Source organism: Actinomadura barringtoniae (assembly GCF_017573505.1).
In the GTDB taxonomy this organism is placed as follows: Bacteria; Actinomycetota; Actinomycetes; order Streptosporangiales; family Streptosporangiaceae; genus Spirillospora; species Spirillospora barringtoniae.
In genome coordinates this window covers 40981-65133 of record NZ_JAGEOJ010000001.1, presented here as the reverse complement: position 1 = coordinate 65133, position 24153 = coordinate 40981, and the positions used below count along the sequence as shown (strand labels likewise).

Sequence of the window (24153 nt, the reverse complement as noted above, 5' to 3'; positions counted from 1 at the left end):
GGTTGATGACCGAGCTGCATGACGTTCTGCAGAGGTACGTGGACGACCGGACGCTGCCCGGGGCCGTGGGCCTGGTGGCGCGCGGCGACCGGGTCGAGGTGGCGACGGCGGGGTCGGCCGACCTCGAACGCGGCATCCCGATGGCCCGGGACTCGATCTTCCGGATCGCCTCGATCACCAAGCCGATCACCGCCACGGCGGTGATGATGCTGGTCGAGGAGGGCCGGATCGCGCTGGACGACCCGATCGGCAGGTGGCTGCCCGAGCTGGCGGCGCCGATGGTCGTCCGGACGCCGCAGAGCCCGGTCGACGACGTGGTCCCGGCCCTCCGCCCGATCACGGTCGAGGACCTGCTCACCTTCCGTTCCGGCCTCGGCTGGCCCGCGGCCGAGCTGATGTCGGCGCCGCAGGTGGCGATGCTCGCCGAGCAGGGGCAGCAGAAGCACGGCCGCGATCCGCAGCGCGTCTCGCCGCCCGACGAATGGATGGCCGCGTATGCCAAGATCCCGCTGCTCCACCAGCCGGGCGAGGCCTTCCTCTACCACACCGGCTCCGACCTGCAAGGCGTCCTGATCGCCAGGGTCACGGGCCGCACCCTGCCGGACTTCTTCGCCGAGCGGATCTTCGAGCCGCTCGGCATGAAGGACACCGGCTTCGCCGTTCCGGCCGCGGATCGCGACCGCTTCACCGGCTACTACAACGACGGCCTGGAATTGCTCGACGGGCCGGACGGCCAGTGGAGCACCCTCCCGGCGTTCGCGTCCGGCGGCGGTGGCCTGGTCTCGACCGCCGACGACTGGCTGACGTTCGCCAGGATGCTGCTCGCCAACGGCGGCGACCTGCTGTCACCCGAGTCCGTACGGCTGATGACCACCGACCAGCTGACGCAGGCGCAGCGCGACGGCGGCGCGCTCTACCTGGAGGGCCAAGGCTGGGGCTATGGCGGCTCGGTCGACGTCGCGCCCGTCGATCCGTGGAACGTCCCGGGCCGCTACGGCTGGGTCGGCGGCACCGGAACGGCCGCGCACCTCACCCCGTCCACCGGCACCGTGACGATCCTGCTCACGCAACTCGCGGCCAACGGCCCCGTCCAGCCCCAGCACATGCACGATTTCTGGCAGTACGCCGCCTGACGTGTCAGATTGGTTCCATGCAGACACAAGTGGGTCTCGTGTGCTGCTCGCCCCTGGTCGAGGAGGCCGTCGGCGAGCGCGAAGCACACGAGCTGGCGCGGATGTTCAAGGCGCTGGGCGACCCGATCCGCCTCCGCCTCCTGTCGTTGATCGGCGCCCATCGCAACGGCCGCCGGGAGGGCGCGGGCGTCTGCGTCTGCGAGCTCACCGACGAGTTCCGGGTGACCGCGCCGACCATCTCCCATCACCTGAGGGTGCTGCGCGAGGCCGGGCTGATCGAGTCGCAGCGCCGCGGCACGTGGGTCTACTACTGGCTGCGGCCCGCGACGCTGAAGCGCCTGACCGGCCTGCTCGCCATCCCCGAGCCGCAGCCCGAGACCCTGACGATCGGGATGGGCCCGCCGCCGGAGGACGACCGCTGCAGCACCCCGGCCGTCGAAGGCGAAGACCTGTAGCCCGAACGGTCGGACCGTCAGGCATCGCCGCTGGTCCCTGGGCGTCGCCGCCGGCTCCCTAGGTGTCGCCGCTGGCTCCCTAGGCGTTGCCGCCCAGGCCCGCCTCGCGGGCCAGCACGATCGCCTGGGCGCGGTCGGCCACGTGCAGCTTCATGAAGATGTTGGACACGTGGTTGCGCACGGTCTTCTGGCTGAGGAAGAGCGCGGCGGCGATGTCGGCGTTGCTGCGGCCCTGGGCGATCAGCTCCAGCACCTCCCGTTCCCGCTCGGTCAGCTGCGGGAACGCGGCCTGGCGCGGGTCGGGCATGTCGGTGAAGTAGGCCAGCACCCGGCGCGCGATCTCCGGGCCGTAGATCGCCTCGCCCGCCGCGACCGCACGTACGGCCCGCGCGATCTCCTCGGCGCCCGACTCCTTCAGCAGGTAGCCGCGGGCACCGGCGCGCATGGCGGCGAAGACCGAGTCGTCGTCGCGGAACATCGTCAGCACCAGGACGCCGATCCGGGGGCTGGTGCGGGTGATGGTCCGGGTGGCCTCTATGCCGTTGCCGCCCGGCATGTGGAGGTCCATGACCACCACGTCGGGCTGCAGTTCGGCCGCCAGCCGTACGGCCTCGGGGCCGCTCTCCGCCTCGGCGACGACCTCGACGCCGAGCGCCACCAGCAGACCCTTCAGACCCTGCCGGAAGACAGGGTGGTCATCGGTGATGAGAACGCGGATGGCCTCTGTGCTCATGATCGCCCGCCTTTACGGATCGAAAACCGATCGTATCGGGCAGTGTCAGGGGCAGTCGCGCGGACACCACGGTTCCGCCCCCCGCACGAGAGGTGATTGTGCACCCGCCGCCGAGCTCGGCGGCCCATTCCTGCATCGCGGTGAGGCCGCGCGTGCAGCGCGAGCCGTTCTTGGGCCGCTCGGGCAGGCCCGGCCCGGAGTCGGCGACCATCAGCCGCAGATCGATGCCGCGGCTCATCAGGACCATCGCGGAGGCCGCGCGGGCGTGCCTGCGCACGTTGGTCAGGGCCTCTTCCACGATCCGGTACGCGGCGACCTCCGCGGCGGCGGGCAGGCCGTCGGGGTCGCCGTCGAAGCGCACGTCCACCCGTTCACAGGTGCCCTCGGCGAGCGACTCGATCGCGGCGACCAGGCCGAGGTCGTCCAGCGCGGGCGGGCGCAGGCCGTGCGCCATCTCGCGGACGTCGCCGACGGTGTCGGCGAGCCGGTCGCGCAGCTCGGCCAGCATGGGCTCCACCCGGTCGGGATCCTTGACCAGCGCGATCCGGGCCTCGTCGAGCGACATGGCGAGGCTGGCCAGCGTGGGGCCCAGCCCGTCGTGCAGGTCGTGCCGGAGGCGCCGCCGCTCCTCCTCGTGGGCCGCCAGGATGCTCGCGCGCGATCGGCGCAGGCTCGCGGTGAGCCGCACCAGGTGCGGGATGCTCGTGATGTGCGCCGCGGTAGCGCCGGCCGCGAACGCCCCGGCCAACCCGGCCGTGCGCGCCAGTGCGACTCGCATCCCGCCCCCTTCCCGTTGCGCGCCGGTGTGCGGATGTCCCGGACACCCTGCCTGCCGCGGTGACCCGATGTCAGGTGACCTGTGTCCCGGCCGGTACGGGAAAACGCATTCTGATCTTCAAAACGGCTCGGCCGGCGCGCATCCGGAACCTTGGACGCACGCCGGCCGGCAGCCGGTCCCCGGCCGCTCCGGCCGGTGATCAGATCGTTACTCGGCGATCAGGAAAGTCTCACCGCGGAGACTTACTTCTCGGTCTCCACATCGTCGCGGAACTTGCGCATCAGGTCGGCGGTGGAGGACACCGAGGAGTTGGGCGAGGTCGGCACGACCACGCCGAAGGTGCTGTCGGTCGCCCAGGCGCACTCGGAGATCGTCACACCGACGCGGCTGATCTGGGCGCAGGCGGCGTGGCCGCCGTGCGAGCCCGGGTCGGTGTCGGTGGCGGGCGTCCCGGTGCGGGACGCGGCCTCCTTGAAGCCCTTGATGAAGTCGTCGGACTGGCCGCCCAGGTCGCCGGTGCCGCCGATGAACATCACGCCGGCCGGGGTGGTGCCGCTGGAGGTGCCGCTCGGGTCCTTGTAGAACGCGGAGCTGAACGAGTCGATCTTGCCCCGGGCCGAGGTCTCCATCTGGCTGCGGATCGAGGAGATCGTGGTCGACAGGCCCGCCTCGGTGGCGGTGTCGCGGGACAGGCCCGCGGCGGTCGAGGGGGTACCGATGTCGTACTTCTTGCCGCCGCCGCTGCTGGACACGGCGACGACCACGATCACCAGGACCACGACCAGCACCAGGCCGCCGCCCACCAGGCCGATGATCAGGCCGGCGCTCGACTTGCGCTTGGGCGGGCCGTACGGGCTGGTCGGCTGGCCGTACGGGGGCGGGGCGCCGGGCATCCCGCCGGGCGGCGGGTAACCGCCACCGGGGGGAGGCGGCTGCTGCCCGCCATAGCCACCGGGGCCACCGGGACCGCCCGGAGGCTGGCCCCAACCCGGCTGCTGCGGGGGCTGCTGGCCATAGCCCCCAGGCCCCTGAGGCGGCTGCTGCCCATAGCCGCCGGGGCCCTGCGGAGGCTGCTGCCCATATCCACCCGGGCCTTGAGGCGGCTGCTGGCCGTACCCACCCGGACCCTGCGGAGGCTGCTGGCCGTAGCCACCCTGACCGCCTTGGCCCGGCGGGGGGTTCCAACCGCTCATGTCGTCATCTCCTCTAGCGCCGGGCGGGCTCACGCGAAGGACCTACCGGCCGTTAGTGCTCTTCTTTTGACGCTTGTCCGAGGCGGCGCGTTCTACCTGCCGCCTCCCCGTAGAATCTGGGCCCGTGACACAGCCCAGCAGTCAGAGCGGCCCGGGGGCCGCCGATGTCGACCTGCCCACCCAGTACCAGCCGGCGAACGTCGAGGGCAGGCTCTACGAACGCTGGGTATCCGCAGGCTACTTCGCCGCCGACGCTGCTCGGCACCCCGAGGCCCCCGCGTTCTCGATTGTTATCCCCCCGCCCAATGTCACCGGATCGCTGCACATGGGTCACGCCCTGGATCACTCGATCCAGGACACGCTGATCAGGCGGCGCCGCATGCAGGGGCATGAGACCGCCTGGGTCCCGGGCATGGACCACGCCGGGATCGCCACCCAGAACGTCGTCGAGCGCGAGCTGGCCAAGGAGGGCCTGTCCCGCCACGACCTCGGCCGCGAGGCGTTCGTGGACCGGGTCTGGCAGTGGAAGACCGAGTCCGGCGGCCGGATCCTCGGCCAGATGAAGCGGCTGGGCGACAGCGTCGACTGGGCCCGCGAGGCGTTCACCATGGACGACGACCGCGCCCGCGCCGTCCGGACGATCTTCAAGCGGCTGTTCGAGGACGGGCTGATCTACCGGGCCGAGCGGATCATCAACTGGTGCCCGCGCTGCCTGACGGCCCTGTCCGACATCGAGGTGGAGCACGCCGACCGCGAGGGCGAGCTGGTCTCCATCCGCTACTCCGACGACGTCGTGGTGGCGACGACCCGGGCCGAGACGATGCTCGGCGACACCGCCGTGGCCGTGCACCCCGAGGACGACCGCTACAGGCACCTGGTCGGCACCGACATCGAGCTGCCGCTGACCGGCCGCCGCATCCCGATCGTGGCCGACGAGCACGTCGACCCCGCGTTCGGCACCGGCGCGGTCAAGGTCACCCCGGCGCACGACCCGAACGACTTCGAGATCGGCCGCCGCCACTCGCTGCCCTCGATCACGATCCTGGACGAGCGCGGCGTGATCACCGCGCACGGCCCCTTCGAGGGACTGGACCGCTTCGAGGCGCGTCCGGCCGTGGTCGCGGCGCTGCGCGAGCAGGGCCTGATCGTCAAGGAGATCCGCCCGTACGAGCACGCCGTCGGCCACTGCCAGCGCTGCTCCACGGTCGTCGAGCCGCGCGTCTCGCTGCAGTGGTTCGTCAAGGTCGAGCCGCTGGCCAAGGCGGCCGGTGACGCCGTCCGCGACGACCGCGTGAAGATCCACCCGCCGGAGATGGCCGCGCGCTACTTCGCCTGGGTCGACAACATGCACGACTGGTGCATCAGCCGCCAGCTGTGGTGGGGTCACCGCATCCCGGTCTGGTACGGCCCGGACGGCGAGACGTTCTGCGCGGGTCCCGACGAGGAGCCGCCCGCAGGCTGGACGCAGGACACCGACGTCCTGGACACCTGGTTCTCCTCGGCGCTCTGGCCGTTCTCCACGCTCGGCTGGCCGGACGAGACCGCCGACCTGAAGCGCTTCTACCCGACGTCCGCGCTCGTCACCGGCTACGACATCCTGTTCTTCTGGGTCGCCCGGATGATGATGTTCGGGCTGTACGCGATGGACGGCGTCGAGCCGTTCAAGACCATCGTCCTGCACGGCATGGTCCGCGACCAGCACGGCAAGAAGATGTCCAAGTCGTTCGGCAACGTCGTCGACCCGCTGGACTGGATCGAGCGCTACGGCGCCGACGCGACCCGCTTCACCCTGCTGCGCGGCGCCAACCCCGGCGGCGACGTCCCGGTGGCCGAGGAGTGGGCGCAGGGCTCGCGCAACTTCTGCAACAAGCTGTGGAACGCCACCCGCTTCGCGCTGCTGAACGGCGCGCACGTGCGCGGCGAGCTGCCCGCCGAGGGCGAGCTCACCACGATCGACCGCTGGATCCTGTCGCGCCTCAACACGGTCGTGGCCGAGGTGGACGACCAGCTGGAGAACTACGAGTTCGCCAAGGCCTGCGAGACGCTCTACCACTTCGCGTGGGACGAGGTCTGCGACTGGTACGTCGAGCTGTCCAAGGTGCAGCTGAACGACCACCGCGCCGACAACACCCGGCGCGTGCTGGGCGAGGTGCTGGACACGCTGCTGCGGCTGCTCCACCCGGTGACCCCGTTCGTCACCGAGGAGCTGTGGACGTCGCTGACCGGCGAGCAGACGCTCGTCCTGGCCGAGTGGCCGTCCGCCGACGAGGCGCGGCTGGACAAGGACGCCACGGCGATCGTGGAGTCGCTCCAGCGCCTGGTCACCGAGGTCCGCCGGTTCCGCGCCGACCAGGGCCTGAAGCCCGGCCAGAAGGTCGCGGCCGCGCTGAGCTTCGACGGTTCGCCGCTGGCCGGCCACGAGGAGGGCATCCGTTCCCTCCTGCGCCTGACGCCGCCCGGCGACGCGTTCTCCGCGACCGCCTCGCTGCCCGTCGAGGGCGTGACGGTCCAGCTCGACACCGCCGGGGCGATCGACGTCGCGGCCGAGCGCAAGCGGCTGGAGAAGGACCTGGCCGCGGCGCGCAAGGAGGTCGAGCAGACCAACAAGAAGCTGGGGAACGAGGCGTTCATGGCCAAGGCGCCCGAGAACGTCGTCGCCAAGAACCGTGAGCGTCTGGCCCAGGCCGAGAGCGACATCCGGCGCCTGGAGGCCCAGCTGGCCGCTCTGCCCGGCGCGTGAGTGGATCTCCGGCTACGATCCCGGTGAGCATTTATGGGCGGGATTGTCGACGCTGGGGGTGAGATGGCGGAGTCGGTTGCCCAACCGGACATGCCCGATGCGCCGGAGGACGCCGCGGGTCTCGACGACCCCGGTCACGCCGGGCTGGACGATCCGGGGCACGGTCCCTGGTGGATGCGGGCGCCCTCCGACCCGCCGGCGTCGGTGTCGGCCTCGGGCGGTTATCCGATCGTCTCGGACGACCCGTCGAACACCGGCGGGTACCCGATCGTGCCGGACGACCTGCCGGACGGCATGTCGGGCACGGGCGGGTTCCCCGTCATCCACGACGAGCCGGTGGCGTCCGGCGGCTACCCGATCGTGAGCGACGAGTCCCTGGCCTCGGGCGGCTATCCGGTCGTGCGGCAGGACGCGTACGCCTCCGGAGCCAACGGCGGCACCGGGGGATATCCGATCATGTCCGAGGGGTCGCTGACCTCGGGCGGCTACCCGGTGCTGGAGCCGGGGCCGCAGACGTCCGGCGGCTACCCGGTGATGCCGTCCGACCGGCCCAGGAAGAAGCGCTCCACGGCCGGGGTGTTCGGCGCGATCTTCGCCGTCGGCGTCGGGCTGGTGATCGTCGCGGTCGCGGGCTACCTGATCCTCAAGCCCGCCGACGGCCGCACCGCGACGCCCGTGCAGAAGAAGCGGGTCGTCGGCGCGGCCGGCGTCGCGGGCGGCCTCAACAGGACCACGGCACTGCCCGCCGCCACCGCCGCCTACCCGTTCGTCATGGCGGGCGTGCGCGCCGCCGGGGCCGACGAGCCGGGCAACGCCGTCGCCGTCTACTCCGCGCCGCTGGTGGGCCCGCAGCAGCTCCTGTTCGTCGGCGGCGTCACCGACACCGGCGACCCGCTGGAGTTCCTCAACAAGGTCAAGCCGAGCACGGCCCTCACCGCCAATACCGAGGCGCCGGGCAAGGGCGGCGGCCAGGCGGTGTGCGGCACCTTCCAGGTCCTCAGCGACGTGCACGTCTACTGCGCCTGGGCCACGAAGGGCTCGTTCGGCGTGATCGCCACCAACATGCCGACGCCGATCCCCGACATCGCGGGCATGGCGGCGCTCATGGGCAAGATGCGCGGCGACCTCGACAAGCGCTTCTGACCCCGCCGCACCTTCAGCCGTTATTCAGCCCGCTTTCATTCGCCCTGAATTGGGGTGAATAAAGGACAGCGGATTTGCTCGTCGAATTCACTGGGACTCGCGCCCGGCGACCGCCTCCGCGGCCGTCTCCCCGGACGCCTTCGCGGACGCCTTCGCGGACGCCTCCGCGGCCGTCTCCACGGCCAGGATGAACATGTCCAGCTCCGCCTCCAGCACGTCCGCCGCACTGACGTCCCGCAGGTACGGCTCGACGGCGCGCAGCCGGGGATGGTCGCCGTCGCTGCGCTCGGCCACGGCCACGATGTTGGCGTTGCGGTGGTGCCCGACCGGATCGGCGTGCAGCTCGCGGTGGAGACGGCCGAGCACGAGGTCGATGAAGACCAGGTAGAGCCGTGCCGACCGGCGCTCGTCCAGCCCGGCGTCCGCCAGCACCCGCAGGATCGTCTCCACCAGGTGCAGCGCCCCGGGCCCGTGGTACGACCGTGAGATCAGCACGTCGGTCATGCCCGGGTAGGCGAGCAGCTCGCGCCGGATACCCGCCGCCAGCCGCCGCAGCCGGTCCTGCCAGGGCCCGTCCTCGATGTCGGGCGGGACCACGTCGTGCTCGGCGATCGCGTTCAGCACGAGGTCGACCAGGGCCTCCTTGTCCTCCACGTGCCGGTAGAGCGCCATCCGGCTCGCGCCCAGCTCGGACGCGAGCCGCCGGATCGTCAGCGCCGCCATGCCCTCGCCGCGGGCGATGTCGAGCGCCGCGGCGACGATCTCCGCCCGGCTGAGGCTGCCCCAGGCCCGCCGCGCGGTCGGGGAGGCGGTCGGTGAAGCGTCTGGCTCGGTCACGGAACGAACGCTATCCGACCCTCTTGCGGACAACTGTCCGCAAGAATTAGGTTTGCCTAACCTAAATCGCACGGAAGGGGTCGCACATGGGGATGTGGGGGAGGCGCCGGGACGACCTGATGGTGCCCGCGCTGATGGCGGCGGCGCTGTCCGCCGCGCTCGCCCAGACGATCGTGCTGGCCGCGCTGCCCGCGTTCGGCCGCGAGTTCGGCGTCTCACCGGCGGCCGCGACCTGGGCGCTCACGGCGTTCATGCTGGCCAGTGCGGTGACCACGCCGATCGCCGGGCGGCTCGGCGACATGTTCGGGCACCGCCGCGCGCTGCTGGCCTGCCTGGCCCTCTTCGCGGCGGGCAGCCTGGTCTGCGCGCTGGCGGGCTCGCTCGGCTGGCTGGTCGCGGGCCGCGCTCTCCAAGGAACGGCGGGCGGCGTGTTCCCGCTGGCCTTCGGGATCGTGCGGACGAGTGCGGCGCCCGCACACGTCCCCAAACTCGCCGCGCTCCTCAGCGGCATGTTCGGCATCGGCGGCTCGCTCGGCATGGTCGTGTCCGGGCCGCTCGTGGACGCCTTCGGCACGTCCTCGCTCTTCTGGTTGACGCTCGGGCTGGGCCTGGTCTCCCTCGCCCTCGCTCCCTCGGTGCCCGCCGCGCACGACCTGCGGCCCGGCCGCGTCGACCTGGCCGGAGCCGCCCTCCTGTCGGGCGCCCTGATCTGCCTGCTCCTGGCGATCAGCCAGGCCCGGACCTGGGGATGGGCCTGGGCCCTCGCGCTGGCGGCCTCGGCCGTCGCGCTCCTGGCCGCGTTCGCCCTGACCGAGCGCCGCGTCCGCGATCCGCTGGTCGACCTCGCGCTCGTCGTCCGCCCGCCGCTCGGCACCACGAACCTGTTCACCGGCCTGATCGCGGTCGCGCTGTTCGGCGGGACGACGATGGTCCCGCGCCTCGTTCAGGCGCCTCACTTGGGCGGATCGGCCACCGACGCGGGTCTGGTGATGTTGCCGGTCGCCGTCCTCACGCTCGCGGTGAGCCCGCTCGCGCCGCGCCTCGGAGCGCGCTTCTCGCTCGCCGCCGGGGGAGTGCTCGCCGCTGTCGCCTTCCTGTTCCTGGCCGTGGCGCACGGGCACATGGCCGAGTTGTACGCGGCCGGGGTCTTCATCGGCGCCGGGTACGGCCTGGCGTTCGCCGCCATCGGCACGCTCGTGGTCGGCGCCGTCGCCCCGCACCAGACCGGCGCGGCATCCGGCGTGAACACCATCGTCCGCACGGTCACCGCGGCGGCGGGCGCCCAGGCGGCGGCGCCCATGGCGTTCACCGGCGGGTTCGTGGCCTTCGCCGCGATCGCCTTGCTCGGACTGGCCGTCGCGCTGGTGGCCCTGCCGCGCGCCGGTCGCCGGGACACGGCGGCGGAACGGGACGCGCCTACAGCACGAAAAGCCGCTCCGTATCGGCGTTGATCGCGTTGAGCACCGCCGAGATGAAGTAGACGGTGCCGAGCGCGACCACGTGACGGCCCTGCCCGGCGATCAGCCCCGGCGTGAGGTCCACCGCGTCCAGCACCTTCCAGGCGGGCGGCAGCGGGTGCTCGAAGCTCAGCCGCTCGAACGGCAGCCGCACGAACGTGACCGGCAGATCGCCCAGCTCGGCGATCGCGCCGTCCAGGTCCTTGTGGTCGGGCAGGCAGACGAACGCGTGGTCGATGCCGCCCCAGCGTTCCCGCGCGGTCTCCAGCGCCACCGCGACCCCCGCACGGTTGATCGCGCAGTCGGCCAGCACCTGCGCGCCCGGAATGCGGTGCCACGACAGGCGTCCGGGCAGCCGGACCGTCCTCAGCATCGCCTCCAGCGCCGCAGGTCGTTCACCCAGCAACGCGAGCGCCGCCGCGCAGCCGACCTCGGCGTTCGCCCGCCCGAGGCCCGCGGGCAGCAGATCGTCGCCCAGCCCGGTGGACGGCGCGTACTCGATCCCGTCGTACGCGCGGTCCAGCGCCTCGGCGACGTCCGGCGTCTGGGCCGCCGACACGACCGCACGCGTGGACGGCTTGATCACGCCGGACTTCTCGGTCGCGATCTCGGCGGGGGTGTCGCCGAGCTTGCCCAGGTGCTCGCCGAAGATCGGCGTGATGGCAACGGTGGCGGGGGAGAAGAGCGAGACCTCGTCGCCCCGGCCGCCCATGCCCGCCTCCAGGACCAGCGCGTCGGCCCCTTCCGTACGGGCGTGCAGCACTCCGGCGAGCGTGAAGAGCCCGGTGGGGGCCAGATATCCGTCGCTGCGAGGCGGCAGGACGCCGATCGCCTTGTCCAGGCGTTCGGCCAGGGAGGCCAGCTCGGACTCGCTCACCGACCTCCCGTTCAGCCGGATGCGGTCGCGATCGCCGCGCAGGCCGGGGCTGGTGACCGTACAGACGCGCAGCCCGGCGGCGGCCAGCGTCGCGGACGCGTACGTCGCGCACGTGCCCTTCCCCTTGGACCCGACAACGACGATCAAGGGCAGATCCACATCCAGCAGACCCAGCTCGTTCGCCAGGTCGCGGGCGCGCGCGAGGCTCCGGGACTCACCGGGGACGCGATCCTGCCACTCACGGAAGAACACCACGGCGACCATGCTCCCAGGACGCTTCCCGGGCGTCGCGGCAGGCCCGCGCACCCACTGCAAGTAGGCTGCAAAGGTCAGTTTCCGCGGGCATGAGAGACGAGCCAGGTAACCGAGTGAGCCAGGTAACCGACTACCGCGGCGCCATGGGCGCCATCATGAGCCGGGGCGTCGAGTGGGAGATCGATCCCACCCTCGACCGGATCCGCGATCTGGTCGACCTGCTGGGATCGCCGCAGGCGGCCTATCCGGTCATCCACGTGGCGGGCACCAACGGCAAGTCCAGCACGGCCCGGCTGATCGAGGCCCTGCTGCGCGAACGCGGCCTGCGAACGGGCCTGTACACCAGCCCGGAGCTGACCACCCTGCGGGACCGCATCGCCATCGACGGCGAGGCGCTGTCGGAGGAGAAGTTCACCGAGACGCTGAACGACGTGCTGCCCCTCGTCGAGCTCATCGACGACAAGCACGGCGTCAAGCTGTCGTTCTTCGAGGTGCTGACCGCGATGGCGTTCGCCGCGTTCGCGGACGCGCCCGTCGACGTGGCCGTCGTCGAGGTCGGCATGGGCGGGACCTGGGACGCGACCAACGTCGCCGACGGCACGGTCGCCGTCGTCACCCCGATCGGGCTCGACCACACCCGCTACCTGGGCGACACCATCGAGGAGATCGCCGGCGAGAAGGCCGGGGTCATCAAGGAGGGCTCGATCGCGGTGCTGGCCCAGCAGCCGGTCGCCGCGGCCGAGGTGCTGCTGCGCCGGGTCGCCGAGGTCGGCGCCGTCGCGGCCCGCGAGGGCATCGAGTTCGGCGTGACGAGCCGCGACGTCGCCTTCGGCGGCCAGCAGATCGCGATCCAGGGCCTGCACGGCCGGTACGACGAGATCTTCCTGCCGCTGTTCGGCGACCACCAGGCCAGCAACGCGGCCTGCGCGCTGGCCGCCGTCGAGGCGTTCGCCAGCGGTACCGCGACCAGGGGCGAGTCCAACCTGGAGTCCACCACGCGGATCGCGCCGGGCGAGACCTATATCGGCGGCGACGAGGGCCAGCTGGACCCTGCCCTGGTGCGCAGCGGCTTCGCCAAGTCCGCCTCGCCGGGGCGGCTGGAGGTCGTACGGACCGGGCCGACCGTGCTGGTGGACGCGGCGCACAATCCGGCCGGCATGGCCGCGAGCGTGCAGACGATCACCGAGGCGTTCGATTTCACCCGGCTGATCGGCGTGGTCGCCGCGTTCGCCGACAAGGACGTCGCGGGGATCCTGGAGCAGCTCGAACCGGTGCTGGCCGAGGTGGTCGTGACGCGCAACTCCTCGCCCCGCTCGATGCCGCCGGAGGAGCTGGCGGAGATCGCCGAAGGCATCTTCGGTCCCGAGCGCGTGCACCTGTCCGAACGCCTGGACGACGCGATCGACGAGGCCATCGGCCTGGCCGAGGAGACCGGCGAGTACCAGGGCGCGGGCGTGCTGATCACCGGTTCCGCCGCCACCGTCGGCGACGCGCGGACCCTGCTGCGGGTGGGAGACAAGTGAGCGACGGAACGCCCCCGGCGAGCCCCACACCCCCGGCGAGCCCCACGCCGCCAGCGAGCCCCACGCCGCCAGCGGGCTCGACGCCTCCGGCGAGCCCGGGGGGCTCTACGACCTCGGCCGAACCCGCCGCCCCGGCGCGGGCCGCCAAGCCGTCCGCCAACCCGGCGCGGCGGCTGCTGGCGACCGTGCTGACCTGCGAGGCGATCGTGATCGCGCTGGCGATTCCGGTGGCGATCTCGGTGCAGCACGTGAGCGGCGCGCTCGCCGGCACGGTGTGCGGCGGCCTGGCGGTGCTGTGCCTGCTGCTGGCCGGGCTGCTGCGCTTCCCGTGGGCGGTCGCGGTGGGCAGCGCTTTCCAGGTGCTCATCATCGCGACCGGGTTCATGGTGAAGACCATGTTCTTCCTCGGCGTCCTTTTCGGCCTGCTCTGGGTCACGGCCATTTGGCTCGGACGCAAGGCGGAAAACGCCGAAGCGCGCTAAATTCACCGGCACGGCGTTTTCACAGCGTCCGCCGATATTCGCGATCTCAATTTATCGCGCAAATCCGACATCCCACTCTATTGGGAAATTGCACATCGGTGGACGACGCCCTCGTTAAGGAGAAGGGCCGTGCCCCCTCACACAGATTCCACCGCGGACTTCACCGCGGACTTCACCGAAGCTCCCACCCCCGCGACCACCACAGAGATCCCCGCCGAGACCTCCGCCGACGCCTCCGCCGAGACCTCCGCCGACGCCTCCGCCGAGACCACCGAACGGTCGCCGCGGGTGCGCGAGGCGCTGACCAGCGCCGCGGTCCTGCTGGCGACGCTCGCCGCGCTCCCGGCCGTCGCGGTGACGCTCCCGAACACCAGCCTGAACGTCCTCGAACCCGCCCGCGACGCGCTCGGCATCACCAACGACGGCCTGCCCGACCTGGTCCGCGCGGCCGGTCTCACGCTCCCCGCGGCGCTGCTCGCCGTCCCGGTCGCCGCCGTCGCCGCCCGCCGCTTCTCTGCCCGCCTGGTCTTCCTGACCGGCCTGCTGCTCCTCGGAGGCGGACTCGCCGCCGCGCGGCTGGCCGGCTCGGTGCCGATCCTCGCCGGTGGACGCGTCGCCCAGGGGCTGGGCGCGGGCGTCATCCTGTCCGCCCTCATCGTCCTGGTGTGGGAACGGCGCGGACGCATGCTCCCGGCCGTCTGGGCCGGAACGTTCACCGCCGTCCTGCTGGTGGCCATGCCCGCCGCCCTGTACGCGACGCCGCTGCCCGACGGGGTCACCCCGCCCGGCGACTGGCGCGTGGCGTTCGGCCCGTACCCCGAGACCGCGGCCGCCGCCCTGATCGCGGCGCTCGCCTGCATGGTCCTGCGCAACCGCGACTCCCTGCCGGTCCCGCGCCACACCGAACGCGGCCAGCTGCTGCTCCCGGCCGTTCCCGCCGCGGGGTTCGCGTTCCTCTCGGTCGTCACCACCTACGGCTGGTCGCCGGGCGCCCAGCTCGTCGTCGGCTGCATCGCCCTGGTCGCCCTGCTCGGCCTCGCCATCGTCGGCAGCCGCGACGCCACCACCGGCAGCCCGCTCGGCTGCGCGGTCGTGATGGTCACCGTCGGCCTGCTCACCTACCCGGTGGCCGGTCCGCTCGCGGGCCTGGCGAGCGCGACCGCCGTGGCGAACGGCGCCGCGTTCCCGCTGATCCCGTTCGCCGCCGCCGGGGCCGCCGCAATGCTCGGCGCGCTGCTCGCCGCGCGGATGCCCCGCGACGCCGCGCGCGGCGCCGTCCTGGGCGGGCACGGCCTGATCATCGTGGCGCTGCTGCTGTCCCTGGCCACCGACGTCGCCTCGGGCGGCTGGCTGCTGATGGCGCCGCTGATCCCGCTCGGCGCGGGTGCGGGCATGGCGCTCGCCGCCTCGCTGCGCGGCGCGGGCGTCGGCGCGGCCCTGTTCGGCCTGGCGCTCTGCCTGCCCGCCGTCCTGACCGGCCAGCTCCTGGTCCTGTCGCTCCAGGCCGGACGCCTCCAGCGGATGCAGCCGATCACCAGCGCCCAGCAGCAGCTGTACGGGCTGACCGCCGGCTACCGCCTCTGGCTGATCGTCGCCGGGGTGATCACCGTTCTGCTGGCCGCCGCCTGCCTGCGCGTCACCGCGACCCCCGCCCGGGCCAGCCGAGACACCAGACCCCGCCGTACCGGCACCCCCACCTCCGCTCCCACCCCCTAACTCACTCACCCCACCCCGAACACCCCGCCGATCTTGCTCTCAGCGCCCTTTCGGGTGGCGTGAGAGGGCGCTGAGAGCAAGATCGGCGGGGGTGGGGGGTCGCGGGTGGGCGGCGGGGTGGGTGCGGCCGGTAGGATGCGCCCGCAGGCGTGCGCTGCGGCCGAGCCGGGCGAAAGTCACGGCGGGCCCGGCGAGAGCCGCCGCACACCGTCACCCATCTTCCTCAAGGAGAACATTCCGTGTCCGAGCGCACTCTTGTCCTGGTCAAGCCCGACGGCGTCCGCCGCGCCGTGATCGGTGAGGTCATCTCCCGGATCGAGCGCAAGGGCCTGAAGGTCGTCGCGCTGGAGCTGCGCACGCTGTCCCGCGACACCGCCGAGGACCACTACGGCGAGCACCGCGAGCGCCCGTTCTTCGGCGAGCTGGTGGAGTTCATCACCGGCGGCCCGCTGGTCGCCATGGTCGTCGAGGGCCCGCGCGCCATCGAGGCGTTCCGCGCCCTGGCCGGCGCCACCGACCCGGTCAAGGCCGGCCCCGGCACGATCCGCGGCGACCACGCCCTGGAGATCGGCGAGAACATCGTGCACGGCTCCGACTCGCCCGAGTCCGCCGCGCGCGAGATCAAGCTCTTCTTCCCCGAGCTCGGCTGACCCGACAGCCTTGCCGCACCTTCAACACGCGGGCCGGTATCTCCCGGCCCGCGTGTCTTTTAGGCAAAACTGACCTGGTAGACGCGTGATTTTTGAGTGACGCGCATCGGAGGGGTGCCTGTCTCGCCCCTCTTCATCGCGTTACGATGGGGACGCCGCTCTGCACGCTCGCCAACATGAAGGGCTCCCTTTCTTCATGGGTAACAAGCTGTCTTTTCTTGGCCGTGACATGGCGGTCGATCTTGGAACCGCGAACACTCTGGTGTACGTACGCGGGCGCGGCATCGTTCTGAACGAACCTTCCGTGGTAGCGATCAACACCAACACCGGCAAGATCGTCGCGGTGGGGATCGAGGCCAAGCGCATGATCGGCCGCACCCCGGGCAACATCGTCGCCGTACGTCCGCTGAAGGACGGCGTCATCGCCGACTTCGACGTGACCGAACGCATGCTGCGCTACTTCATCCAGAAGGTCCACAAGCGGCGGCACTTCGCCAAGCCGCGCATCGTCGTCGCGGTGCCGAGCGGCATCACCGGCGTCGAGCAGCGCGCGGTGAAGGAGGCCGGCTACCAGGCCGGCGCCCGCCGGGTCTACATCATCGAGGAGCCGATGGCCGCCGCGATCGGCGCCGGGCTCCCGGTGTACGAGCCGACCGGCAACATGGTCGTCGACATCGGCGGCGGCACGACCGAGGTCGCCATCATCTCGCTCGGCGGCATCGTGACCAGCCAGTCCGTGCGTGTCGGTGGCGACGAGCTGGACCAGGCCGTGATCTCGTTCTCCAAGAAGGAGTACTCCCTGATGCTCGGGGAGCGCACCGCGGAGGAGATCAAGATGGCGATCGGCTCGGCCTACCCGGCCGCCGACGAGGAACCGCACGCCGAGATCCGCGGCCGCGACCTGGTGAGCGGGCTGCCCAAGACCGTGGTGATCTCCGCCGAGGAGGTCCGCCGCGCGATCGAGGAGCCGGTCAACGCCATCGTCGACGCCGTGAAGACCACCCTCGACAAGTGCCCGCCGGAGCTGTCCGGCGACATCATGGACCGGGGCATCGCGCTCACCGGCGGCGGCGCCCTGCTGAAGAACCTCGACGAGCGGCTCCGCGAGGAGACGGGGATGCCGATCCATCTCGTCGACAACCCCCTGGACTCGGTCGTGCTCGGCACCGGCAAGTGCGTCGAGGACTTCGAGTCGCTCCGGCAGGTACTCGTACCGGAGCCGCGGCACTGATCCCCCACCACTTCTGCAGACTCGGGAGGTCAGTGGGTGAAGGACACCCGGCGGACCCGGATGGTCCTCGGCGTGCTGCTCATCGCCGCGCTAGCGCTCATCACGATCGACTACCGGGGCGGTGACAACTCGCCCCTGCGCGGACTGCGCGGGGTCGGGTCGGCGGTCTTCGGCCCGGTCGAACGGGCGTCGGCGTCGGTGGTGCGGCCGATCGGGAACACCTTCGACTCGCTCACCGGCGCCCCGGGGGAGCGGCGCCGCGCGGACCGGCTCGAACGCGAGAACCAGCAGCTGCGTGACCAGCTGCGCGCGGCCCACCTCGACCAGGACCACTCGGCGCAGCTGCAGAGGCTCCTCGGCTCGGCGGGCCTGGGCGGCTACAAGATCGCGGCGGCGAAGGTGATCTCCGCGGGCCAGGGCTTCGAGGACACGGTCACGATCGACGTCGGCTCCAGCAGCGGGGTACGGCCCGACATGACCGTGATGAGCGCGGAGGGCCTGGTCGGCCGGGTCACCCGCGTCGGCCCGACCACCGCGACCGTGCTGCTGGCCACCGACGTGACCTCGTCGGTCGGCAGCCGGCTTGAAGACTCCAAGGAGATCGGCATCGTGCAGGGCCGCGGGCGCCGCGGCCTCGGCGACGGCGGCCAGACCCCGATGCGGTTCCAGCTGCTGAACGCCAACGCCGCGATGCGCATCGGGCAGCGCCTGGTCACGCTCGGCTCGCAGGGGGAGCGGCCGTACGTCCCGGGTGTGCCCATCGGCACCATCGAGCGGATCGACGCGCCCGCCGGGGGCCTCACCCGCACCGCCTACGTCCGGCCGTTCGTGAAGTTCACGACCCTGGACGTGGTCGCGGTCGTGGTCGCGCCGCCGAAGACCGACCCGCGCGACTCGGTCCTGCCGCCCAAACCGAGCCCCTCCCCGACGCCGACACCGTCGTCCTCGGCCACGCCGAAGGACGGCAAGGGAGACAAGAAGGGCACGCCGTCGGACAAGCCGAGCACGGGGGGTTGATGTGCTGAACGCACCGGAGGGCTCGCAGACCGGCCGCACGATCATGGCCGGGGTGGTGATCGTCGCCGCACTGATCCTGCAGGTGTCGGTCGCCAACCGGCTGCCGCTGCCCGGCGGCGTCACGCCCGACCTCGTGCTGCTGGCCGTCGTCGCGCTGGCCCTGGTGAACGGGTCGCTGACCGGCCTGGTCGCCGGCTTCGCCGCGGGCCTGGCGGCCGACATCATCCCGCCCGCCGACCACACCATCGGCCGCTACGCGCTGGTCTACTGCCTGATCGGCTACATCTGCGGCATGGCCTCCGACGACATGGACCGCCAGTCGATGGTGCCGTTCTTCGCCGTCGCGGCGGGCGCGCTGGTCGGCACGGTGCTGTACGCGGGGACCGGCATGATGCTCGGCGACCCGCGCGCCAGCTGGACGATCGTGGCGCGGATGGTGCCGCTGCAGGTGCTGTACGACGTGATCGCCAGCCCGTTCGTGGTGTGGGCGATCCTGCGCGTCACCCGCCGCTTCGAACGGGGTGAGCGGCCCTCACGCGACCGCTTCTCGGTGCCCGCGGCCCGCTACCGGTCCGGTTCCGGCTCGCGCCCGGGGGTCCGCCTGTGAACCCTCGGACCCATTTCCGTATCGTCGTGCTCTACGTGCTCGTCGGGGCACTGCTGCTGGTGCTGATGGGCCGCCTGTGGACCATGCAGGTCCTGGACGGCGCCCACTACCGCAGCGTCGCCGCGCAGAACCGCACCCGCGACATCGTGGTGCCCGCGGTGCGCGGCATGATCCTGGACGACATGGGCCGTCCGCTGGTCCGCAACCGCACCGCGCTGGTGGTGTCGGTGGACCGCACGGTCATCTCCCGGCAGAAGGACGGCGGCAAGGCCGTCCTCACCAGGCTCGCCAAGACGCTCGGCACCACCTACGACGACCTGCAGAAGCAGATCAGGCTCTGCGGCCCCGGCATCAAGCGGCCTTGCTGGCCGGGCTCGCCGTACCAGCCGATCCCCGTGGACGACCGGGTCGACCCCAAACGCGCCCTGCAGATCATGGAGCGGCAGGAGGAGTTCCCCGGCGTGACCGCGCAGGTCCAGGCCGTACGGGAGTACCCGGAGCCGGAGGGCGCGAGCGCCGCCCAGGCCCTCGGCTACCTCCAGCCGATCACGCAGGACGAGCTCGACCGGCGCAAGGGCCTGAAGGTGACCGGCTACAGCGGCGTCGACCTCATCGGCCGCGACGGGCTGGAGGCCGAGTACGACGCCGACCTGCGCGGTGTGCCCGGCTACCGCAAGGTCCTGGTCGACAGCCAGGGCCGGGTCACCGGCACCGCCCAGGAGCAGGCGCCGACGCAGGGCGGCACGCTCGTCACCAGCATCGACGCCAAGGTCCAGGAGGCCGCGGAGAAGGCGCTGGAGAACGCGGTCAAGAGCGCGCACACGCAGGGTCACAAGGCCGACGCCGCCGCGGCGGTCGTGATGGACGTGCAGACCGGGCGGCTGGTCGCGATGGCCAGCTACCCGACGTACGACCCGAGCATCTGGACCGGCGGCATCTCCCAGGACGACTACGACGCGCTGCTCGGCAAGAAGAAGGGCGAGCCGCTCATCTCCCGCGTCACCCAGGGGCAGTTCGCGCCCGGGTCGACGTTCAAGGTCTCCTCGGTGTCGGCGGCCGTGAAGGACGGCTACGACCTGCACGGCACCTACTCCTGCCCGGGTTCCTACGACGTCGGCAACCGCGCGTTCCGCAACTTCGAGGGAGAGAGCCACGGCGACATGAGCCTGCACCAGGCGCTCGTCGTCTCCTGCGACACGATCTTCTACAAGTTCGCCTACGAGGAGTGGCTGCGCGACGGCGCCACCAAGCCGAAGAAGAACCCCGCCGACCCGATGGTCGGCATGGCCCGCAACTGGGGCTTCGGCGCCCGCACCGGCATCGACCTGCCCGGCGAGAGCATCGGCCGCATCCCGAACCGCGGCTGGAAGCGCGACTACTGGAACGCGACCAAGAAGGCCGACTGCAAGGGCGCCAAGGACGGCTACCCCGACGTAGAGAAGACCGACCCGTCGCGGGCCGCCTACCTGAAGGCCGTCGCCGCCGAGAACTGCGCCGAGGGCTACGTGTGGCGCGCCGGTGACGCGGCCAACCTCTCGGTCGGGCAGGGCGACGTGCTGGTCACCCCGCTCCAGCTGACCAGGGCGTACGCGGCGCTGGCCAACGGCGGCAAGCTGCTCACCCCGCGCGTCGGGACCGCCGTGGTGCGGCCGGACGGCAGCGTGGCCCGCCAGATCGACGACCCGAAGCCGGGCCGGCTGCCCGTCGACCCGAAGATCCTGTCTTACATCCGCGGCGGCCTCGCCGGGGTCACCAAGTCCGGCACGGCGGCCGGGGCGTTCAACGGCTTCGACTTCAAGACCGTGGACGTGGCCGGCAAGACCGGCACCGCCGAGGTCTACGGCAAGGACGACACCTCGTGGTTCGCCTCGTTCGCGCCGGTCAAGAAGCCGAAGTACGCGGTGGTCGCGATGATCTCCCAGGGCGGGCAGGGCGCCATGGCCGCCGCGCCCGCCGTGCGCGAGATCTACGAGGCGATGTACGGGCTGAACGGCAAGCCCGCCGCGCTCAAGGACGGCAAGCTGCCGACCGGGCTGCCCAAGCTCCGCTATGACAGCACCACGCCGACGACGGGCCCGACGCCCACGACCTCGGGGAAGCCGTCATGATCGGCAACCTGGGGCCGAGCGCCGGCACGGTCGGCGGCTACCGCGACCGCGGCGTATGGCAGCGCCGCCTGTCGGGCCTGCGCGGGCTCGACTGGACGCTGCTCGGGGCCGTGGCGGCGCTGTCGGTGCTCGGCGCGCTGCTGGTCCGCTCCGCCACGTTCCAGCTGCTCACCGAGAAGGGGCAGGACCCCGAGGGCTTCCTCAAGCGGCACATCCTCAACCTGGTCATCGGCATCGTGCTCTGCGCCCTGGTGACCGTGCTCGACTACCGGCTGCTGCGCGCCTACGTGCCGATCCTGTACGGGCTGGCCTGCGTGGGGCTGGCGCTGGTGCTGACCCCGCTCGGCTCGACGATCAACGGCTCGCACTCGTGGATCGTGATCGGCGGCGGCTTCCAGGTGCAGCCGTCGGAGTTCGCCAAGGTCGGCCTCGTCGTGCTGCTGGCCATGATCCTGGGTGAACCGCGCGACGGCGAGATCGGGCCGGGCCGCAAGGACGTGCTGCTCGCGCTGGGCCTCACCGGCGTCCCGGCGGCGCTGATCATGCTGCAGCCCGACCTGGGGACCACGCTGGTCTTCGCGGCCGTGGTGCTCGGCATGCTCGCGGTGTCGGGCGCGCAGAAGCGCTGGCTGGCGGGCCTGGTCGGCGGCGCCGTCCTCACCGGGTTCGCCGTCTGGTTCTTCGGGCTGCTGAAGCCCTACCAGCTCGACCGTTTCACCGCGTTCCTCGACCCGTCGGCCGACCCGCGCGGCGCGGGCTACAACGCCCAGCAGGCGCGGATCGCGATCGGCTCGGGCGGCGTGCACGGCAAGGGGCTGTTCAACGGCGAGCAGACCGGCGGCCACTTCGTGCCCGAGCAGCAGACCGACTTCATCTTCACGGTCGCGGGGGAGGAACTGGGGTTCCTCGGCGCCGCGCTGATCGTGATCCTGCTCGGGGTCGTGCTGTGGCGCGGGCTGCGGATCGCCACCCAGGCCGCCGACCTGTTCGGCACGCTGGTCGCGACGGGCGTGGTCTGCTGGCTGGCGTTCCAGGCGTTCGAGAACATCGGGATGACGCTGGGGATCATGCCGATCACCGGCCTGCCGCTGCCGTTCGTGTCGTACGGGGGGTCGGCGACGTTCGCCAACATGATCGCCCTGGGGTTGCTGCAGGCCGTTCATGTCCGCCGACGGCCTTTCGATTAGGCGCGCGGCACTATCCTGGGTGGTTGACCTTGCGATCCCGTCCGCTGGAGGACACCCATGCCCGTTGAGTCGATCTTCCCGCGCCTGGAGCCGCTGCTTCCGCGCGTGCAGAAGCCGATTCAGTACGTCGGCGGCGAGCTGAACTCCCAGGTCAAGGACTGGGACGAGGCCGACGTGCGGTGGGCGCTGATGTATCCCGACGCCTACGAGGTCGGGCTGCCCAACCAGGGCGTCCAGATCCTCTACGAGATCCTCAACGAGCGCGAGGGGACGCTGGCCGAGCGCACCTACTCGGTCTGGCCCGACATGGAACAGATCATGCGGGACAACCAGATCCCGCAGTTCACCGTGGACGGGCACCGGCCGGTCGGCGCGTTCGACGTGTTCGGCGTCTCGTTCTCCACCGAGCTCGGCTACACCAACCTGCTGACGGCGCTGGACCTCGCGGGAATCCCGCTGGAGGCCGCCGACCGCGGGGACGAGCACCCGATCGTGCTGGCGGGCGGGCACGCCGCGTTCAACCCCGAGCCGATCGCGGGCTTCCTGGACGCCGCCGTGCTCGGCGACGGCGAGGAGATCGCGCTGGCGATCACCGAGGTCGTGCGCGAGTGGAAGGCCGAGGGCTCCCCGGGCGGCCGCGACGAGCTGCTGATGCGGCTGGCGGCCTCGGGCGGCGTGTACGTGCCGAAGTTCTACGACGTGACCTACCTGGACGACGGCCGGATCCAGCGCGTCGCCCCGAACCGGCCGGGCGTGCCGTGGCGGGTCGACAAGCACACGGTCATGGACCTGGACGCCTGGCCGTACCCGAAGAAGCCGCTGGTCCCGCTGGCCGAGACCGTGCACGAGCGGTTCAGCGTGGAGATCTTCCGCGGCTGCACGCGCGGCTGCCGGTTCTGCCAGGCGGGCATGATCACCCGCCCGGTGCGGGAACGGTCGATCACCACGATCGGCGACATGGTCGAGACGGGCCTGAAGGAGTCGGGGTTCCAGGAGGTCGGCCTGCTCAGCCTGTCCAGCGCCGACCACAGCGAGATCGGCGACGTGGCCAAGGGCCTGGCCGACCGCTACGAGGGCACCAACACCTCGCTGTCGCTGCCGTCCACCCGCGTGGACGCCTTCAACATCACGCTCGCGAACGAGTTCTCGCGCGGCGGGCGGCGCTCGGGCCTCACGTTCGCCCCCGAGGGCGGGTCCGAGCGGATGCGCAAGGTGATCAACAAGATGGTCAGCGAGGACGACCTCATCCGCACCGTGACCACCGCCTACGAGAACGGCTGGCGGCAGGTCAAGCTGTACTTCATGTGCGGGCTGCCGACCGAGGAGGACGAGGACGTCCTCGCGATCGCCGACATGGCCAAGCGGGTCATCAAGGCCGGCCGGGACGCCACCGGCCGCCGCGACATCCGCTGCACGGTCTCCATCGGCGGGTTCGTGCCGAAGCCCCACACCCCGTTCCAGTGGGCCGCGCAGTGCGACCACGAGACCGTGGATCGGCGCCTGAAGGCGCTGAAGGACGCGCTGCGCGGCGACCGGGAGTACGGCAAGGCCATCGGCCTGCGCTACCACGACGGCCAGCCCTCGATCGTCGAGGGCCTGCTGTCGCGCGGCGACCGGCGCGTCGGCGCGGTCGTGCGGGCGGTCTGGGAGGACGGCGGCCGCTTCGACGGCTGGACCGAGCACTTCTCCTACGAGCGCTGGACCGCCGCGGCCGACAAGGTCCTGGGCGGGTACGGCGTGGACCTGGACTGGTACACCGTTCGGGAGCGCGAAGAGGTCGAGGTCCTGCCCTGGGACCACCTGGACGCCGGGCTCGACCGCGAGTGGCTCTGGCAGGACTGGCAGGACGCCGTCGACGAGACCGAGGTCGAGGACTGCCGCTGGACCCCGTGCTACGACTGCGGCGTGTGCCCGACCATGGGCACCGAGATCCAGATCGGCCCGACCGGAAAGAAGCTGCTCCCGCTCAGCGTCGTCTGAGAATTCGCCGATCTTGCTCTCATCGCCCTCATTTCAGCCTTGAAAGGGCGC

General features: G+C 71.7%; 20 protein-coding genes. 15 read left to right on the top strand and 5 right to left on the bottom strand.

Going from position 1 to position 24153, the window contains the following annotated elements; genetic code table 11:
- Positions 1-5 precede the first annotated feature (5 nt).
- Complete coding sequence (locus J4573_RS00310; RefSeq protein WP_208253146.1) at positions 6-1133, top strand: serine hydrolase domain-containing protein; 1128 nt, start codon at positions 6-8, stop codon at positions 1131-1133.
- A gap of 17 nt (positions 1134-1150) precedes the next feature.
- On the top strand, positions 1151-1588 hold the full coding sequence (locus tag J4573_RS00305; RefSeq protein WP_208253145.1) for an ArsR/SmtB family transcription factor: 438 nt from the start codon (positions 1151-1153) through the stop codon (positions 1586-1588).
- Positions 1589-1667: 79 nt separating this feature from the next.
- Here J4573_RS00305 and J4573_RS00300 read toward each other — a convergent pair whose 3' ends face one another.
- The 3 genes from J4573_RS00300 to J4573_RS00290 form a co-directional block, all read right to left on the bottom strand.
- Positions 1668-2321, bottom strand: a complete 654-nt coding sequence (locus J4573_RS00300) for a response regulator (protein WP_208253144.1) — start codon at positions 2319-2321, stop codon at positions 1668-1670.
- Positions 2284-3099 carry a sensor histidine kinase gene (locus tag J4573_RS00295; protein ID WP_208253143.1) on the bottom strand — a complete coding sequence of 272 codons (816 nt, stop codon included), beginning with the start codon at positions 3097-3099 and terminating at the stop codon, positions 2284-2286. Before J4573_RS00295 ends, J4573_RS00300 begins: the two co-directional genes overlap by 38 nt.
- 242 nt (positions 3100-3341) lie before the next feature.
- Positions 3342-4292, bottom strand: coding sequence for a hypothetical protein (locus tag J4573_RS00290; RefSeq protein ID WP_208253142.1), 951 nt, complete (start codon positions 4290-4292; stop codon positions 3342-3344).
- A 124-nt stretch (positions 4293-4416) separates the two neighbouring features.
- On the opposite strand from J4573_RS00290, the gene J4573_RS00285 reads away from it, so the two are divergent.
- Complete coding sequence (locus tag J4573_RS00285; protein WP_208253141.1) at positions 4417-7032, top strand: valine--tRNA ligase; 2616 nt, start codon at positions 4417-4419, stop codon at positions 7030-7032.
- Positions 7033-7095: 63 nt separating this feature from the next.
- The gene (locus J4573_RS00280) at positions 7096-8175 is read left to right on the top strand and encodes a hypothetical protein (protein WP_208253140.1); all 1080 of its coding nucleotides are present in this window, start codon (positions 7096-7098) and stop codon (positions 8173-8175) included.
- A gap of 87 nt (positions 8176-8262) precedes the next feature.
- Here the strand turns inward: J4573_RS00280 and J4573_RS00275 are convergent, their stop codons facing one another.
- Positions 8263-9012: a TetR/AcrR family transcriptional regulator gene (locus tag J4573_RS00275; protein WP_208253139.1), complete on the bottom strand. Its 750-nt coding sequence runs from the start codon at positions 9010-9012 to the stop codon at positions 8263-8265.
- An 86-nt stretch (positions 9013-9098) separates the two neighbouring features.
- Between J4573_RS00275 and J4573_RS00270 the strand changes: the two genes are divergently transcribed.
- A complete protein-coding gene (locus J4573_RS00270) occupies positions 9099-10463 on the top strand; it encodes an MFS transporter (RefSeq protein ID WP_208253138.1) in 1365 nt (454 codons plus the stop codon).
- Here the strand turns inward: J4573_RS00270 and J4573_RS00265 are convergent.
- The gene (locus tag J4573_RS00265; RefSeq protein WP_372442751.1) at positions 10429-11601 is read right to left on the bottom strand and encodes a folylpolyglutamate synthase/dihydrofolate synthase family protein; all 1173 of its coding nucleotides are present in this window, start codon (positions 11599-11601) and stop codon (positions 10429-10431) included. The two genes, J4573_RS00270 and J4573_RS00265, sit on opposite strands and share 35 nt — an antisense overlap.
- A gap of 143 nt (positions 11602-11744) precedes the next feature.
- Here J4573_RS00265 and J4573_RS00260 point away from each other — a divergent pair, with 143 nt between their 5' ends.
- The 10 genes from J4573_RS00260 (at position 11745) to J4573_RS00215 (ending at position 24102) form a co-directional block, all read left to right on the top strand.
- The gene (locus tag J4573_RS00260) at positions 11745-13124 is read left to right on the top strand and encodes a bifunctional folylpolyglutamate synthase/dihydrofolate synthase (protein ID WP_243772334.1); all 1380 of its coding nucleotides are present in this window, start codon (positions 11745-11747) and stop codon (positions 13122-13124) included.
- 173 nt (positions 13125-13297) lie between these two features.
- Positions 13298-13606 (top strand): DUF4233 domain-containing protein, encoded by a 309-nt coding sequence (locus J4573_RS00255; RefSeq protein ID WP_208253781.1) that lies wholly within the window; start codon positions 13298-13300, stop codon positions 13604-13606.
- Positions 13607-13735: 129 nt separating this feature from the next.
- Complete coding sequence (locus J4573_RS00250; protein ID WP_208253136.1) at positions 13736-15322, top strand: hypothetical protein; 1587 nt, start codon at positions 13736-13738, stop codon at positions 15320-15322.
- Between the two features lie 239 nt (positions 15323-15561).
- A complete protein-coding gene (ndk, locus tag J4573_RS00245; protein ID WP_208253135.1) occupies positions 15562-15972 on the top strand; it encodes a nucleoside-diphosphate kinase in 411 nt (136 codons plus the stop codon).
- Between the two features lie 196 nt (positions 15973-16168).
- The gene (locus tag J4573_RS00240; protein ID WP_208253134.1) at positions 16169-17203 is read left to right on the top strand and encodes a rod shape-determining protein; all 1035 of its coding nucleotides are present in this window, start codon (positions 16169-16171) and stop codon (positions 17201-17203) included.
- Between the two features lie 36 nt (positions 17204-17239).
- Complete coding sequence (gene mreC / locus J4573_RS00235; RefSeq protein ID WP_208253133.1) at positions 17240-18220, top strand: rod shape-determining protein MreC; 981 nt, start codon at positions 17240-17242, stop codon at positions 18218-18220.
- Between the two features lies 1 nt (position 18221).
- Entirely contained in the window at positions 18222-18827 is a 606-nt protein-coding gene (gene mreD / locus J4573_RS00230; RefSeq protein ID WP_208253132.1) for a rod shape-determining protein MreD, read from the top strand.
- Positions 18824-20935 carry a penicillin-binding protein 2 gene (gene mrdA, locus J4573_RS00225; RefSeq protein ID WP_208253131.1) on the top strand — a complete coding sequence of 704 codons (2112 nt, stop codon included), beginning with the start codon at positions 18824-18826 and terminating at the stop codon, positions 20933-20935. Before mreD ends, mrdA begins: the two co-directional genes overlap by 4 nt.
- Positions 20932-22122 (top strand): rod shape-determining protein RodA, encoded by a 1191-nt coding sequence (rodA, locus tag J4573_RS00220; RefSeq protein WP_208253130.1) that lies wholly within the window; start codon positions 20932-20934, stop codon positions 22120-22122. Before mrdA ends, rodA begins: the two co-directional genes overlap by 4 nt.
- 57 nt (positions 22123-22179) lie before the next feature.
- The gene (locus tag J4573_RS00215; protein ID WP_208253129.1) at positions 22180-24102 is read left to right on the top strand and encodes a TIGR03960 family B12-binding radical SAM protein; all 1923 of its coding nucleotides are present in this window, start codon (positions 22180-22182) and stop codon (positions 24100-24102) included.
- Positions 24103-24153 lie beyond the last annotated feature (51 nt).

Bases quoted from the DNA above. Each gene is read 5' to 3' on its own strand.
- J4573_RS00310 (WP_208253146.1), top strand. From the start codon at position 6: ATGACCGAGCTGCATGACGTTCTGCAGAGGTACGTGGACGACCGGACG.
- J4573_RS00305 (WP_208253145.1), top strand. From the start codon at position 1,151: ATGCAGACACAAGTGGGTCTCGTGTGCTGCTCGCCCCTGGTCGAGGAG.
- J4573_RS00300 (WP_208253144.1), bottom strand. From the start codon at position 2,321: ATGAGCACAGAGGCCATCCGCGTTCTCATCACCGATGACCACCCTGTC.
- J4573_RS00295 (WP_208253143.1), bottom strand. From the start codon at position 3,099: ATGCGAGTCGCACTGGCGCGCACGGCCGGGTTGGCCGGGGCGTTCGCG.
- J4573_RS00290 (WP_208253142.1), bottom strand. From the start codon at position 4,292: ATGAGCGGTTGGAACCCCCCGCCGGGCCAAGGCGGTCAGGGTGGCTAC.
- J4573_RS00280 (WP_208253140.1), top strand. From the start codon at position 7,096: ATGGCGGAGTCGGTTGCCCAACCGGACATGCCCGATGCGCCGGAGGAC.
- J4573_RS00270 (WP_208253138.1), top strand. From the start codon at position 9,099: ATGGGGATGTGGGGGAGGCGCCGGGACGACCTGATGGTGCCCGCGCTG.
- J4573_RS00260 (WP_243772334.1), top strand. From the start codon at position 11,745: ATGGGCGCCATCATGAGCCGGGGCGTCGAGTGGGAGATCGATCCCACC.
- J4573_RS00240 (WP_208253134.1), top strand. From the start codon at position 16,169: ATGGGTAACAAGCTGTCTTTTCTTGGCCGTGACATGGCGGTCGATCTT.
- rodA (WP_208253130.1), top strand. From the start codon at position 20,932: ATGATCGGCAACCTGGGGCCGAGCGCCGGCACGGTCGGCGGCTACCGC.
- J4573_RS00215 (WP_208253129.1), top strand. From the start codon at position 22,180: ATGCCCGTTGAGTCGATCTTCCCGCGCCTGGAGCCGCTGCTTCCGCGC.